Origin of the sequence: Streptomyces sp. RB17, from assembly GCF_009604455.1 — a bacterium.
Classification (GTDB): domain Bacteria; phylum Actinomycetota; class Actinomycetes; order Streptomycetales; family Streptomycetaceae; genus Streptomyces.
In genome coordinates, this window is record NZ_WEGL01000005.1 from 410,570 (window position 1) to 423,640 (window position 13,071).

Annotated in this window: 12 protein-coding genes; 2 read left to right on the plus strand and 10 right to left on the minus strand. The window is 71.3% G+C overall.

The annotated features are described in order from the left end of the window. The first annotated feature begins 3 nt into the window (after positions 1-3). Together SRB17_RS23650 and SRB17_RS23655 are read left to right on the plus strand one after the other, a co-directional pair. The gene (locus SRB17_RS23650) at positions 4-1,980 is read left to right on the plus strand and encodes an O-antigen ligase family protein (protein ID WP_228396206.1); all 1,977 of its coding nucleotides are present in this window, start codon (positions 4-6) and stop codon (positions 1,978-1,980) included. Next, positions 1,977-2,876 (plus strand): glycosyltransferase family 2 protein, encoded by a 900-nt coding sequence (locus tag SRB17_RS23655; RefSeq protein WP_153541949.1) that lies wholly within the window; start codon positions 1,977-1,979, stop codon positions 2,874-2,876. The genes SRB17_RS23650 and SRB17_RS23655 overlap by 4 nt, the downstream gene beginning before the upstream one ends. 18 nt (positions 2,877-2,894) lie before the next feature. On the opposite strand, the gene SRB17_RS23660 is transcribed toward SRB17_RS23655, so the two are convergent. From SRB17_RS23660 to rfbD, 10 genes are all read right to left on the minus strand, one after another. Further along, on the minus strand, positions 2,895-3,686 hold the full coding sequence (locus tag SRB17_RS23660) for a glycosyltransferase family 2 protein (RefSeq protein WP_153541951.1): 792 nt from the start codon (positions 3,684-3,686) through the stop codon (positions 2,895-2,897). 11 nt (positions 3,687-3,697) lie between these two features. Then, positions 3,698-4,645, minus strand: coding sequence for a hypothetical protein (locus SRB17_RS23665; RefSeq protein WP_153541953.1), 948 nt, complete (start codon positions 4,643-4,645; stop codon positions 3,698-3,700). Beyond that, positions 4,642-6,129: an oligosaccharide flippase family protein gene (locus SRB17_RS23670; protein WP_153541955.1), complete on the minus strand. Its 1,488-nt coding sequence runs from the start codon at positions 6,127-6,129 to the stop codon at positions 4,642-4,644. Before SRB17_RS23670 ends, SRB17_RS23665 begins: the two co-directional genes overlap by 4 nt. Next, complete coding sequence (locus tag SRB17_RS23675) at positions 6,092-6,919, minus strand: chain length determinant protein (RefSeq protein ID WP_153541957.1); 828 nt, start codon at positions 6,917-6,919, stop codon at positions 6,092-6,094. The genes SRB17_RS23670 and SRB17_RS23675 overlap by 38 nt, the downstream gene beginning before the upstream one ends. Before the next feature lie 51 nt (positions 6,920-6,970). Further along, entirely contained in the window at positions 6,971-8,086 is a 1,116-nt protein-coding gene (wecB, locus tag SRB17_RS23680; protein ID WP_153541959.1) for a non-hydrolyzing UDP-N-acetylglucosamine 2-epimerase, read from the minus strand. 3 nt (positions 8,087-8,089) lie between these two features. Then, positions 8,090-9,349 carry a nucleotide sugar dehydrogenase gene (locus SRB17_RS23685; RefSeq protein ID WP_153541961.1) on the minus strand — a complete coding sequence of 420 codons (1,260 nt, stop codon included), beginning with the start codon at positions 9,347-9,349 and terminating at the stop codon, positions 8,090-8,092. Continuing rightward, positions 9,349-10,119, minus strand: a complete 771-nt coding sequence (locus SRB17_RS23690; protein ID WP_153541963.1) for a WecB/TagA/CpsF family glycosyltransferase — start codon at positions 10,117-10,119, stop codon at positions 9,349-9,351. The genes SRB17_RS23685 and SRB17_RS23690 overlap by 1 nt, the downstream gene beginning before the upstream one ends. Then, entirely contained in the window at positions 10,116-11,288 is a 1,173-nt protein-coding gene (locus tag SRB17_RS23695; protein ID WP_153541965.1) for a hypothetical protein, read from the minus strand. Before SRB17_RS23695 ends, SRB17_RS23690 begins: the two co-directional genes overlap by 4 nt. Positions 11,289-11,579: 291 nt before the next feature. Continuing rightward, complete coding sequence (locus SRB17_RS23700; RefSeq protein WP_323376150.1) at positions 11,580-12,179, minus strand: acyltransferase; 600 nt, start codon at positions 12,177-12,179, stop codon at positions 11,580-11,582. Further along, positions 12,176-13,069: a dTDP-4-dehydrorhamnose reductase gene (gene rfbD / locus SRB17_RS23705; protein WP_153541967.1), complete on the minus strand. Its 894-nt coding sequence runs from the start codon at positions 13,067-13,069 to the stop codon at positions 12,176-12,178. The genes SRB17_RS23700 and rfbD overlap by 4 nt, the downstream gene beginning before the upstream one ends. Between the last annotated feature and the right edge of the window lie 2 nt (positions 13,070-13,071).

Sequence of the window (13,071 nt, forward strand, 5' to 3'; positions counted from 1 at the left end):
TTCATGGTGCCCGTCACCCTGCTCAGTCTGCTCGGCGGCGCGTATCTGTACGTGACCGTGCCCGTCTCCTATCAGTCCCAGAGCTCGGTCGCGCTGCTGGACTCCTCGGCCGTCGCCCGGCTGGCCCCCACGTTCGGCAACCCCATCTCCAACGCGGGCGGTTCGCTCATCGTCACGGCCGACGTGCTGATCAGAACCCTTGAATCGGCCGACGCCGCCAAGGAGTTGCACAGCCGCGGCGTCACGGATCCCTACACGGCCGGTTTCGCGCCGCAGAGCGAGAGCCCGCTCCTGTCGCTCAGCGTCACCGGAACCGACCGGGCGAAGGTGCTCGCGGAGACCAACACCCTGACGGCCTTCGCCGGCGAACAGCTGAAGGCCCTGCAGGCCGCCGCCAAGGTACCGCCCACCTACTTCGTACAGGCGGCGCCGGTCGTCCTGCCGCAGACCCCGGTGTCGAAGTCCAAGAGCCGCTACCAGGACATCGCGGCGGTCGTCATCCTGGGCGTCGTCAGCGCGTTCCTGCTGTCGATCCTCCTGGAGGGCGTCGCGGTGGTCCGACGCCGGCGGCCCGCCGGGAACAGCCCGGCCCCGCGGCCGCAGGACGCCCGCACGCGCCGGCGGACAGGAGCAGGCCTGCTCGGCCGACGGGTCGACGCCACGGCGGTCCTCACCGTCTACCTGGTGCTGGCCTTCTTCATCCCGTCGAACCTGGCCCTGCCCGCGCTCGGCGGCGTCGGCACCCCGGCCAACGTCTTCGCCCTGCTCGGGCTGTTGTGGTACCTCGCGACCTGGCTCGGCGGCCGCATCCTTCCCGCGCCGGGCACCAGGACCCCCCGGGTCGCGATGTGTGTGCTGGGGCTGGCCGTCCTGGCGGCGTACGTCGCGGACGCGATGCGCGAGAGCTCGCACGAGGAGGTCCTGGGCGCCGATCGCGGGCTCATCGGGTTCCTGGTGTGGGTGTCGCTCGTCGTTCTGACCTCGGCGGCCGTGCAGGAGCGCGGCCGGCTGGACGTGCTGATGCGCCGGGCCGTGGTGATGGCATCCGTCGTCGCCGCGATCGGGTTCTACGACTTCTTCGCGGCCACCAACATCGCCGACTCCATCCACATCCCCGGCCTCCAGACCAGCGTGGCCCAGGTGAGCGTCATGGACCGCGGCGCCTTCACCCGGCCCCGGGCCACCACGGCCCAGCCGCTGGAGTTCGCCGGCATGCTGGCGATCCTCCTGCCCTTCGCGATCCAGCAGGCACTGGATCCGGTACGACGCCACCTCCACGCGCTGCGCCGCTGGGCTCCGGTGGTGCTGATGGCCGGAGCGCTGCCCCTGTCGGTGTCACGGACCTCGATCATCGGCCTGCTGCTGGTGGCCCTGGTGATGGTGCCGCGCTGGAAGCCGGCCCGACGCTGGACCGCGATCGGGGTGATGACGGCCTCCGTCGCCGTCTTCAAGGTCCTGGTTCCGGGGCTGATCGGCACGATCACGGGCCTGTTCGCCTCGTTCCTGTCCAACTCCGACAGCAGCACACAGGCCCGTACGGTCAAGTACAGCGCGATCGTGCCCTACCTGAAGGAACACCCCCTGTTCGGACGGGGCTTCGGCACCTTCACTCCGGACCTGTACTTCTTCACGGACAACCAGTACATGCTGGCGCTGGCCGAGATGGGCGTGCTCGGGCTCCTCGCTCTGCTCGCCCTGTTCATCACCGGAATCCATCACGGCGGCGCGGTCCGGCGCCTGGCCGGCACCGAGTCCGATCGCGAGCTGGGCCAGGCGTTCGTCGCCTCCTCGCTGGTCGCCCTGGTCATCAGCGCCACGTTCGACTCGCTCAGCTTCCCCATGTTCGCCGGCATGTTCTTCCTCATCCTGGGGGCGGGAGGCAGCTACCTGGGCTTCGTCCGGCGTGAGGCCGAAACCGCCGTCCAGGGCCCCGGCGAGACCTCACCCGTCCAGCTCCCCCAACTCGTGGAGTCCCGATGAGCCCCGTCGCCGTCATCGTCGTCACCTGGAACAGCGCCTCGGTGCTCCCCGGGTTCCTCGCCGCGCTTCCCGAGGGCATGGCCGGCCTCGACTGGCGGCTGGTCGTCGCCGACAACGACTCGGCCGACGACACCGTCGAGGTTCTCCAGACCCTGGCCCCCGACGCCACCCTCGTCCGAACCGGCCGGAACGCCGGGTACGCCGCCGGCATCAACGCGGCGCTGGGTGCCGCCGGTGAGCACGGGCCCGTTCTCATCTGCAACCCCGACATCCGTATGCGGCAGGGCTGCGCCAAACGGCTCGTCGACAGCCTCGGCGACGGAGTGGGCATCGCCGTACCCCTTCTGTACGAAGACGGCCGGGCCACCCACCACTACTCGCTGCGCCGTGAGTCGAGCGTGCTCAGGGCCCTCGGTGAGGCCGTCATCGGCAACCGCCGAGCCGGGCGTTTTCCGCGGCTCGGCGAACTCGTCACGGACCCCGCCGCGTATCGGCGGCCCACCCGCGCGGACTGGGCGACCGGTGCGCTCATGGCCGTCTCGGCCGACTGCCTGGCCGCCTGCGGTCCGTGGGACGAGTCCTTCTTCCTCTATTCGGAGGAGACCGAGTACTGCCTGCGTGCGCGGGACCTGGGATACGCCACACAGCTGGAGCCGGCCGCCGAGGCCGTCCATCTGGGCGGCGACTCGCAGGTCTCGCCCCGGCTGTGGACCCTGCTCACGCTCAACCGCGTGCGGCTCTACGGGCGGCGGCACGGCGCCGTGGCAACGGCGTGCTTCAGAGGTGCCGTGTTCCTGCGCGAGACCTCGCGGGCTCTGCTCGGCCGGAAGGCCAGCCGGGCCGCGGCGACCGCACTGCTCAGGCCGGGCGCGCTGCGGGTCACTCCGGGACCGTGACACCCCGTTGGCGCACGCTCAGCCGGACCACGTCGTGTAGAAACTGCCGGGGTTCACGAGGTAGCGCACGGTGGGGTGCGGCACATGGCGGACCCGGTGGCTGCGGCTGTACCGGTGGACGAGCTCCCAGTCCTCACGCGGGAGCACGTCCGGCGTACGCCGCAGACGGCTGAAGTGCAAGGCCCGGTTGCGCCGTGCGACGAAGGCGTTGGTGTCCAGAAACGACTCCCGGGCGGCCCGCCGGCGGTCGAACGGCACGGACAGGACGTCCCGCTCGGTCCCGTCCGGCAGGACGCGGCGCAGCGCCGTGTAGACGCCGTCCGGCCCGCCGGGGGACTCCAGGACCGCCAGCGCCCGTTGCAGATGGTCGGGTTCCCACAGGTTGTCGTCGTCCAGGAAGGCCACGTACCGCGAGCGGGTGAGGCGGATGCCGACATTGCGTACGACGCCGGCCACGCCCGTGTTGCGCGCCAGCGAGACCGCGAACAGCCGTGGGTCGTCGGGAAGTTCGGGTAGGCCGGCGCCGTCGTCGACGACGACCACGATCTGATCGCGCACGGTCTGGGCCAGGGCCGACCGGACGGCCGCCCGCAGCTGGTCGGGGCGCCGGTGAGTGGCGATGACCGTCGCGACGAGGGCGGTGGGGAGGGAGGCTGCGGCAGCCGTGAGACGGCGGGTCTCCGCGGTCTCGAAGCGGCGCAGCCGCAGCGCGGAGGGGAGGAGCACGAGCTTGTTGCGCAGCTCGAAGAGCACCAGCCAGCCGAAGGCGCGCTTGAGGAGCTCCCAGGGGGCGCGGGTGATGCGTCGCATGATCCTCCTTCTCAGCCGGCCGGCTTCGGGATGATCGGGGTGCCGTCGGAGAAGCGGTTGTTGCGCCAGACGTTGCCGGAACCGCCGGCGTTCCAGGCGGTGACGGCACCGTAGACACCGCTGTTGCGGTGGTACCGGGTGGAGAAGACGTTGTTCGTGACCCTGATCCCGGTGGCGCCCGGGCCGCCCGCGTAGAGGGCGTACGCGCCGCCGGCCAGCAGATTGCCGTCGACGACGGTGTCGGAGACGTGGCCGGTGTCGGCGAACAGGCCAAGGGCCGCGGAGGCTCCCCGGTCGACGGCGACGGGGTTGAGCAGGGTGTTGTGACGGACGATCAGCCGGCCCTTGGCACCGCCGCCGCTGATCACCGCATCGGTGTGCTGCCACTCGCCGCCGTTGTTGCGGAAGGGGACGAGGTTGTGGACGTAGTTGTCGTGGAGGTAGCCCTGGCCCATGGACAGGGCGTTGCCGAAGACGGAGATGTCGCACCAGCCGACCTCGACGGAGCTGGTGCCCATGTTGGAGACGGCGTAGTCCACTCCGCCGTTGTCGGGCCCTTTTCCGGGGACCGCGGTGACGGTGGTGTGCAGGATCCTCAGGCCCCGGTGGCCGGGGCGCAGGTTGACCCCCCACCAGTTCGTGGAGGTGATCTTGCTGTCGATGATGGTCACGTCGTCGGCGTAGATGTCGAGGGAGCCGGTGATGTCCCAGCCCTTGATGACGGTTCCGTCGGTCCTGACGCTCATGTTCCCCGTGGGGTGCGGTGTGAGCGGGATGCGGGGACCGGTGGTGCGGGCGTCGGGGAAACGGGCCTCGTCCGGTGCCGCGGTGGTGGCGTGAGACGTGCCGGTGGAGTGGCCCCGGGCGGGCGGTACGGAGTCGGTGCCCGAGGAGCCCGACGTACAGGCGGCGGACAGCAGGAGGGCCAGGCCGGCGAGCAGGCGGCGGAGCCTCGTCATGCGGTCTCCGGTGTCCGGGAGCCGAGCAGGAAGCGGCGGCCGGGCAGCACGCACACCGCGTAGCAGGCCAGGGCGGCGGGGCCGATGACCAACAGGGCGGGGGTGCCGTCGCCGAAGAGATGCTTCGCGGCGACGATGACCAGGGTCATCACGGCTCCCCCGAAGAAGGGCCAGGCGCAGGCCCTGGCGATGTGGGCGAGGCCGATCCCGGCCCGGCCGAGGGCATGGAGGAAGGCGGGTACGACGAGTCCGGCGGCGACCAGCACATGGCCCTGGGAGACGCCGACGATGCCGCCCAGGCGTGCGCCGACGATCAGTACCGGGACGAGGGCGAGGACCCAGAGGGCCTGGGTGAGGATCAGGGAGCGGCGCTGCCCGGTGGCGACGAGGCAGTCGTAGGCGAGTTCGCAGCCGATCCGGACCAGGCCCAGGGCCATCAGCCAGGGCAGCGCGTCGGCGGCGGGCAGCCACCTGCCCCCGTACACCAGGTGGACGACCGGGGCGGCGAGGCCGCCGAGCAGCACGCACAGGGGCACAGTGCCGGTGACGAGCACCCCCAGGGCGCGGCTGAAGCCCTGGGCGAGAGCCTGCGGGGAGTCGGCGAGACGGGAGAAGCCGGCGAAGGAGACGCGGCGGGCGGCCTCGGAGATCACACGTACCGGCCAGCCGGACATGTTGAACGCCAGGACGTAGAAGCCGAGCGAGACTCCGCCGAGGGTGGAGCCGACGACCATGGTGTCCACGTTGACGACGGCGAGCGCGAGGAGGCTCGCGCCGGCCAGCGGAAGGCCGAACTTCAGCAGTGCCCGGGCCTGTTGGGGATCCCAGCCGAACCGCAGGGTGCCGGGGGCGGCCAGGGCGCAGCCGACGAGGGCGGCGATGTTGCCCGCGACCGCGCCCCAGGCGAAGCTCATCGCGCCCCAGCCGGCGAAGGCCAGCGTCAGCGTCACGGCGGTGCTGAGAAGGAAGTTGAGCGCGTCGACGAGCATCCGCCGGCCCTGGGCGAACTCCCGGGTCAGGAAGCCGGCGGGGACCTGGGCCACCCCGTCGATCACCAGGCACAGGCACATCACCCGCAGTACGCCCGAGGCGTCGGGCGTGTCGAGCAGCCCGGCCACCGCCGGCGCCGAGACGAAGAGGGCCGCGTACAGCAGGCCGCTGGTCGCGGTGGCCAGGGTCAGCACCGTCGGCGCGAACCGGCGGGGGTCGCCGTCCCAGCGGACGATGGCCAGGCTGACGCCCAGTTCGTTCGCGGAGAGCAGGACCAGGAGCACGGTCTGGGCGATGCCGTAGACACCCCACTGGGCCGGTCCGAGGGCGAAGCGCGCCAGCAGGATGCCGGTGGCGAAGTTGCCGAGGCGCATGACCACGGTGTTGATCAGGCTCCAGCGGGCCGCCGAACGGACCTTCCGGCCGAGGGAGTCAGGAGCGGGGGTGACGCTCGGCTCAGCGGTCTCGCTGTCCGGTGTGCGAACGCTGTCCATGAGTCGACTCCTCGTCGAGCGGCTCGGCGGCGGGCGTCACGGCCACGACGGGCCGCCCGGCCCTCGGCTCCGCGGCGGTCCTGTTCTCGGCGGACCGCGACCAACTGGGCGTCGTCCGGAGGGCGATGGTCTGCTCGGCGAGCGGCTCCCCGGCCGCCGGCTGCTCGGGTTCCTCCGGGCGCACAGCGGCCCGTGACCGGCGGCGCGCCTCCACGTAGAAGACGCCGACCAGGCTCAGCACCAGGCCCAGGCACCCGGCCATGACCATGTACTCCAGGCGCGTCTTGGTCTGCGCCACCGGGTTCTGCGGAGGCACGATGGTCGTCATGCGGATCATGGCCTTGGGGGCGACCGACTGCTGTTCCTGGAACTGGTCCAGCCGCTGCTGGGCATAGGTGGTCAGGATGCGGTCCGAGGCGAGGACGGCGGCCCTGTCGGTGCCGGTGACGGTGAGCCACATCAGCGGCCCCTGGGCGTTGTCGGCGAGCTTGGCCCCGAACGTGCCCGTTGCGCCACGGGACTTCAGCTCCCGGACCGAGCCGTCGGAGTTGAGGTTGCGGGCCAGGCTGTCGGCCATGCCGGTGAGCGAGGTCTCGGTGCTGAGGAAGGGGTTGCCGTCGTAGGCGACCGTGGCCTTCTGGGAGTTCAGGAGAACCACCGTGCTCTGCGACTGGTAGGTGACGGGAACCATCAGGGCCACACCGACGATCAGGCCTGCGGTCAGCAGCAATCCGGGCAGCAGGACGTACCAGCGCCTGCGCATGACCCGGAAGATCTCAGCGAGATCCATGGTGGTCCCCCCTAGCGACCCGACGTTCGACGAGCATATGTTGCAAGCGGATCATATGAGGAACGTTTGGGCAGTCGGCCTCGGGCGGGTGCTCGCGCTGCCCCCCTCCAGCAGCACATCGGCGATCCGGTCGCTCGCGTGACCGTCCCACAGGTCGGGCCGGCGCGGCGCGGGCGGATCGTCCAGCACCCGGTTCACCGTGGTCACGATGCGTGCCGGATCCCGGCCGGCCAGCACATTGGTGCCCTGCTCCACGGTGACGGGCCGTTCGGTGTTGTCCCGCAGCGTCACGCACGGCACACCCAGCGCGGTGGTCTCCTCCTGAACGCCGCCGGAGTCGGTCAGCACGAGCCGGGCGGAGTCCTGCAGGGCGATGAAGTCCAGGTATCCGGCGGGCGGTACGAGCCGGATGCCTCCGGGAACGCCGATGTCGGCCAGCCGCTGCGACGCGCGCGGATGCACGGGCAGCAGCAGCGGGCAGCGGCCGGCGATCTCACCCAGGGCCTTCAGGAGCGCGGCGAGGACCTCGGGGTCGTCCACGTTGGCGGGGCGGTGCAGGGTGACCAGGCCGTACTCGCCCCTGGCCAGGCCGTATCGGCCGAGGACGTCCGAGGCCCGGGCCCGTTCCAGGTTGGCCAGCAGCGTGTCGATCATGACGTTGCCGACGAGGTGGATCTGGTCCTCCCGGTACCCCTCCGCGCGCAGGTTGTCGACGGCGTCGGGGGAGGGGGCCAGCAGATAGTCGCTGACGCGGTCGGTGGCGACCCGGTTGACCTCCTCCGGCATACTCCAGTCCCGGCTGCGCAGGCCGGCCTCGACATGGGCCAGCAGCGGTCCCGTCTTGGCGGTGACCAGGGCACAGGCCAGCGTGGAGTTGATGTCGCCCACCACGACGACGATGTCCGGGGACACCTCGGCGAGGAGCGGCTCGAACGCGGTCATCACGCGTCCGGTCTGCTCGGCGTGGCTGCCGGAGCCGACGCCGAGGAAGCGGTCGGGCGGGCGGATGCCGAGGTCGGCGAAGAACACGTCGTTCATGGCCGGGTCGTAGTGCTGACCGGTGTGGACGAGGACCACCTCGGCGCCCCGGCTCTCCAGGGCGTCCATCACCGGCTTGATCTTCATGTAGTTGGGTCGCGCCCCGGCGACGCAGACGATGCGCGGCATGGCTCAGAGCACCTCGATCGTGGGTCCGGAGGGCAGCCGTCGACGGCAGTCGAGGACGAAGGGGGCGTGCTCGGCGACGAGTTCGTAGTCGAAGCTGTCGTGGTCGGCGAGCAGCACCACCACGTCCGCGGCGGCCAGCTCCTGCGGGGTCAGTTCGACCCGCACCAGTCGTGTGTCCACCGGCAGGCCCTCGACGACATGCGGGTCCGCCGCCTTGACCTGGGCGCCCATGTCGAGCAGCAGCTGGGAGATGCGCAGGGCGGGCGACTCGCGGGCGTCGCCGGTGTTCTTCTTGTACGCCAGGCCGAGCAGCAGGATCTTCGAGCCGTTCACGGAACGGCGTCTTTCGTTGAACAAGTCGCCGATGCGGCGCGCCACGTACTCGGGCATGTGGTTGTTGATGTCGTTGGCCAGCTCCACGAAGCGGAAGCTCTGGCCGAGTTCGCGCTGCACCCGCCAGGAAAGGTACGAGGGGTCGATCGGAAGGCAGTGGCCGCCGACGCCCGGTCCGGGGGTGAACCTCATGAAGCCGAAGGGCTTGGTGGACGCGGCGTCGATGGCCTGCCAGACGTCGATGTCCAGGTGATGGGCGAACATCGCGATCTCGTTGACCAGTGCGATGTTCACATGGCGGAAGGTGTTCTCCAGCAGCTTGGCGAGTTCGGCCTCCTTGGGGGAGCGCACCGGCACGGTGGTGTCGACGAGACCGGCGTAGAAGTCCTGAACGGCCTTGAGTGACGCCGCGTCGACGCCCGAGACGACCTTCGGGGTCTCCTTGAAACCCCAGACCGTGTTTCCCGGGTCGATCCGCTCGGGGCTGTAGCCGAGGTGGAAGTCGCTGCCGGCGGTGAGGCCCGAGCCGTCCTCCAGGATCGGGGCGAACAGCTCCTGCGTGGTGCCGGGGTAGGTGGTCGACTCCAGGACGACGGTGGCTCCGGGGCGCAGATAGCGGGCGAGGGTGACCGCGGACTCCTTGATGTAGCGCAGGTCGGGAGTGCCCTCGTGCAGCGGGGTCGGGACGGTCACCACGGCGACGTCGAAACCGCCGCAGTCGCGGGCCGATTCGCTCGGGCGGTAGGTGCCTCGGTCCAGTGCCGCGCGGATTCGCTCGGAGGAGACGTCCTCGACGAAGGACTCACCGGCGGCAAGGCTCTTGACCCGCCGGGAGTCGACGTCGTATCCGATCACCTCGTGTCCGACCTCGGCGGCCCGGATGGCCAGCGGCAGGCCGACGTAACCCTGTCCGACCACGACGACGCGCATCAGTGACTCCTGTTCGCGGGAGCGGGCGACGGAGAGAGCCGGATGAACTCTCGCGCCGTCATGAGGACGAAGGCGGCATTGGTGGTGAGATAGCGCCGGCCCAGGCGGCGAGGCTCCTGCAGCGCCCGGTAGAGCCACTCGAGCCCCCACCGCTGCCAGGACCCGGGGGCCCGCTTGGTGACCCCGGCCAGGATGTCGAAGGAGCCGCCGACCCCGTGGACGACACGAGCGCCGGTGCGTGCGCCGTGGGCGGCGGTGAAGATCTCCTTCTTGGGCGAGGTCATGCCGAGGAACAGCATCCGGGCGCCGCTGCGGGCGATCTCCCCGGCTATCGCTTCCTGCTGGGAATCGTCGAAGTAGCCGTTCCGGCTGCCGGCCACCTGCAGCCGGGGGAACCGGTCGGCCACCCGCCGCAGCATCTCCTCCAGCACGTCCTGCTTGGCGCCGAGGAAGTACACCGACATGCCGGCCGTTTCCGCCTCCGCCAGCAGCCGCAGGAAGAGGTCGATGCCGGCCACCCGTTCCGGCAGCGGGGCGCGCAGCACCCGGCCGGCCCAGACCACCGCCTGTCCGTCGGCGAGGACGAGGTCGCAGCCGGCCACGGCCCGGGCCAGCCGGGGATCCCGCCGCATGTTCACCAGCTTCGCGGCGTTGACCACCCCGATCTCGAGCTGTCTGCCGTCCCGGACCGCTTCGAGGCAGCGCTGCACCGTCTCGTCCATGGTCAGCGGGTCCAGCTCGACGCCGAAGAGAGACTGACGCCCGTTCATATCCGGCCCCCCTGCCAGGCGTGGAGCATCCAGCCGAATTCGTACGGCCGGCATTCGCGGTCCACGGAAAGCGGCCGGTACATCCGGTCCAGGGACCGCAGCCGCAGGTTCGGAGCGACCCTGGTGCCGAGTCCCCGGGCGGCGCGTACGGCCTTCTTCGGGTCGCCCCGATAGACCTTGCGCCAGGTCGCGCCGAGCTCGTCGAGGATCAACGGCTCCCGGTGCTCCGGGCGTTCGGCCAGTTCGGGAACGTCCGTCATCCAGCGCAGGCCCTTGCGGACCGGCGCGCCGAAGTCGGTGCCGCCGGCGTCGGCGAGGTCGAACAGCGCGGTCGGCGCCATCGCGTGCTGGTGGACGCTGTAGACCGGGTAGCCCTCCACCACATCGCCGGTGCGCGCGTCGTAGTGCCACCACCACTGCCCGCCGTCGCCCTGCAGCTCGCAGATGCGCGCCGCGCACGCCTCGGCCGCGGCCAGCGCCTCCGGATCGCCGTCCCCGTCGCCGCTCGCGTGGGCGCGGGCCAGGGCCTGGAGCGGGTAGGTCTGGTCGGCGAAGCAGCTCACGTGTGCCCGGTACCAGGGCACCAGGCCGGGCCCGGTGGCGTGCGGGAACAGTGGGCTGTCGCCGATGCGGGCGCGCAGCAGGCGGTCACGGGCCGCGGAGAGGGGCCTGTCCACATCGACCGTGGCACGGGCCGCCGCGAGCGCGGACAGCACCCAGGCGGCCTCGACGGTGTACTGCGGCCGGCCCTCCTCGTCCAGGGCTTCGACCCGGGCGACGGCGTCGGACAGTTTGGGGTGCCCGGTCTCGGCGGCCGCCCAGGAGATGAGCGCCGCGTCACCGAGGTTGTTCACCGCGGGCAGCGACTCGACCAGCAGATCCGTGAACTCCTGGGCGGTACGCCCGCCGAGCACCGCGCGCTGGCGGTCCTCGGGGAGGAACCGGGCCCCCAGCACGGTGATGGCCGCGTACCGGGTGCTGGTCCCGCGCCGTTCCAGGGTCCAGGAACCATCGGCTGCCTTCCGCCCGGCCATGGTGAAGGCGAAGGCCTCACCGCCGGGAAGCAGCATCGACGGAAGCCCCGACTCGGCGACTGCGAGCAGCCGCCGGGCGAGCGCGAGCAGCGGCGGTTCCTCGCGACCGAGCGCCGCCAGACGTGTGATGGTCATCTTCTGGACACACCAACCCCCCTGTGGGTCCTCTTTTTGCGCAGGCTTGTGAGCGCCGCGTCGCGGATGGCCACGCGGCGGTAGGCAGACGCCGGAACGTCAGACGTCAGGCAACGGAGCGGTCGTCGCTCCTCGCCTCGGACACAGGTGTCCTCACCCGGTAACCCCCCTGGGCACTGGTTGTGCGCATACTGCGCCCGGTCTGCACACTTCGCACACATGTTATGCCTGCACGTGTTCGATGACCGGTGTTTTGGGAGAATCAGAAAGTCGGACGGGTTCGAGTTGGCGTCATCCGCGCTCGACGAGTTCGCCGTCCTTCTCGTCGTACAGCGCTCCCGTCTGCGGGCACTCCCATCCGCCCGACTCGCCGTCCCGCTCCACCAGTCGGACGCCGGCCCGGCCGACCCAGCCGATCCGGCGCGCCGGAACGCCCGCCACGAGCGCGAAGTCCGGCACGTCCCGGGTCACCACGGCACCCGCCGCGACCAGCGCCCAACGGCCGACGCGCACCGGCGCCACGCACACCGAACGGGCCCCCAGGGACGCCCCCTCGCCCACCACCACCGCCACGGCCTCCCAGTCGCCACCGCGCTTGAGCCGGCCCTGCGGATCCACCGAACGGGGGAAGTAGTCGTTGGTGAGCACCGCCGCCGGGCCGACGAACACCCCGTCACCGAGTTCCGCGGGCTCGTAGACCAACGCGTAGTTCTGGAGCTTCACGTTGTCGCCGATCCGCACCCCCGGGCCGACATACGCTCCCCGGCCCACGATGCACCCGCCGCCCAGCCGGGCGTCCTCCCGTATCTGGGCCAGGTCCCAGACCGTCGTCCCGTCACCGATCGTGGCCGTCTCGTCGACCTGGGCGGTCGGCTGGATCCTGAAGTTCACCGGGCTGAACCCTTCTTCTCGTCGAGCAGAGCCGGAAAAGCCGCCTGGAGCGCCTCGCGCCAGGGGCGGATCGGCGCGATCCCCGTCCCGCGCCAGCGGTCGTCCCCCAGGACGCTGTACGCGGGGCGGGGAGCGGGCCGGGCGAAGGCCGTGCTGCTGGTGGGCCGGACCCGTCCGGGGTCCGCGCCGAGCAGCCGGAAGATCTCCCGGGCCAGACCGCACCAGGTCGTCTCCCCACCGCTGGTGCCGTGGTAGACCCCGGCGGGCGCGGTACCGGCGAGGGCGGCGCCCCCGAGCCGTACCAGCCGGTCCGCGAGGTCCACCGTCCAGGTGGGCTGTCCCCGCTGGTCATCGACCACGTCGACGGTGTCCCTGACCGACTCCAGCTTGATCATCGTGTCGACGAAATTCCGTCCCCCCGCCCCGTACAGCCAGGCCGTACGCACGACGTACCCCGCGTCCGGGAGCGCCGCCAGGACCGCCTGTTCCCCCGCCAGCTTGGTACGTCCGTACGCGCTGCGCGGTGCCGTCGGTGCGTCCTCGGGATACGGGCCGGTGCCGTCGCCCGAGAACACGTAGTCCGTCGAGACCTGGATCAGCCGGGCGCCCGTCCTGGCGCACGCCTCGGCGAGCTGCCGGGGGCCGTCGCCGTTGACCCGCAGGGCGTCCGCCTCGCGCTCCTCGGCGTCGTCCACGGCCGTCCAGGCGGCGCAGTTGACCACGATCCGGGGCCTGCGCGCACCGAGGGCGTCGTCCACCGCGTCGGCGTCCGTGATGTCGAGACCGTCCCGGGCCAGGCCGACGGCTTTCTCTCCGTCCCGGCGCAGCCGCGCGAGGACGTCCTGCCCCAGCATTCCGGTTGCGCCGGTGATCAGCCAAGTGCTGGTCATGG

Excerpts from the sequence above, each read along its gene's own strand:
- SRB17_RS23690 (WP_153541963.1), bottom strand. The coding sequence starts at position 10,119 with ATGAACGGGCGTCAGTCTCTCTTCGGCGTCGAGCTGGACCCGCTGACC.
- wecB (WP_153541959.1), bottom strand. The coding sequence starts at position 8,086 with ATGCCGCGCATCGTCTGCGTCGCCGGGGCGCGACCCAACTACATGAAG.
- SRB17_RS23675 (WP_153541957.1), bottom strand. The coding sequence starts at position 6,919 with ATGGATCTCGCTGAGATCTTCCGGGTCATGCGCAGGCGCTGGTACGTC.
- SRB17_RS23670 (WP_153541955.1), bottom strand. The coding sequence starts at position 6,129 with ATGGACAGCGTTCGCACACCGGACAGCGAGACCGCTGAGCCGAGCGTC.
- SRB17_RS23695 (WP_153541965.1), bottom strand. The coding sequence starts at position 11,288 with ATGACCATCACACGTCTGGCGGCGCTCGGTCGCGAGGAACCGCCGCTG.
- SRB17_RS23665 (WP_153541953.1), bottom strand. The coding sequence starts at position 4,645 with ATGACGAGGCTCCGCCGCCTGCTCGCCGGCCTGGCCCTCCTGCTGTCC.
- SRB17_RS23660 (WP_153541951.1), bottom strand. The coding sequence starts at position 3,686 with ATGCGACGCATCACCCGCGCCCCCTGGGAGCTCCTCAAGCGCGCCTTC.
- SRB17_RS23650 (WP_228396206.1), top strand. The coding sequence starts at position 4 with ATGGTGCCCGTCACCCTGCTCAGTCTGCTCGGCGGCGCGTATCTGTAC.
- SRB17_RS23685 (WP_153541961.1), bottom strand. The coding sequence starts at position 9,349 with ATGCGCGTCGTCGTGGTCGGACAGGGTTACGTCGGCCTGCCGCTGGCC.
- rfbD (WP_153541967.1), bottom strand. The coding sequence starts at position 13,069 with ATGACCAGCACTTGGCTGATCACCGGCGCAACCGGAATGCTGGGGCAG.
- SRB17_RS23655 (WP_153541949.1), top strand. The coding sequence starts at position 1,977 with ATGAGCCCCGTCGCCGTCATCGTCGTCACCTGGAACAGCGCCTCGGTG.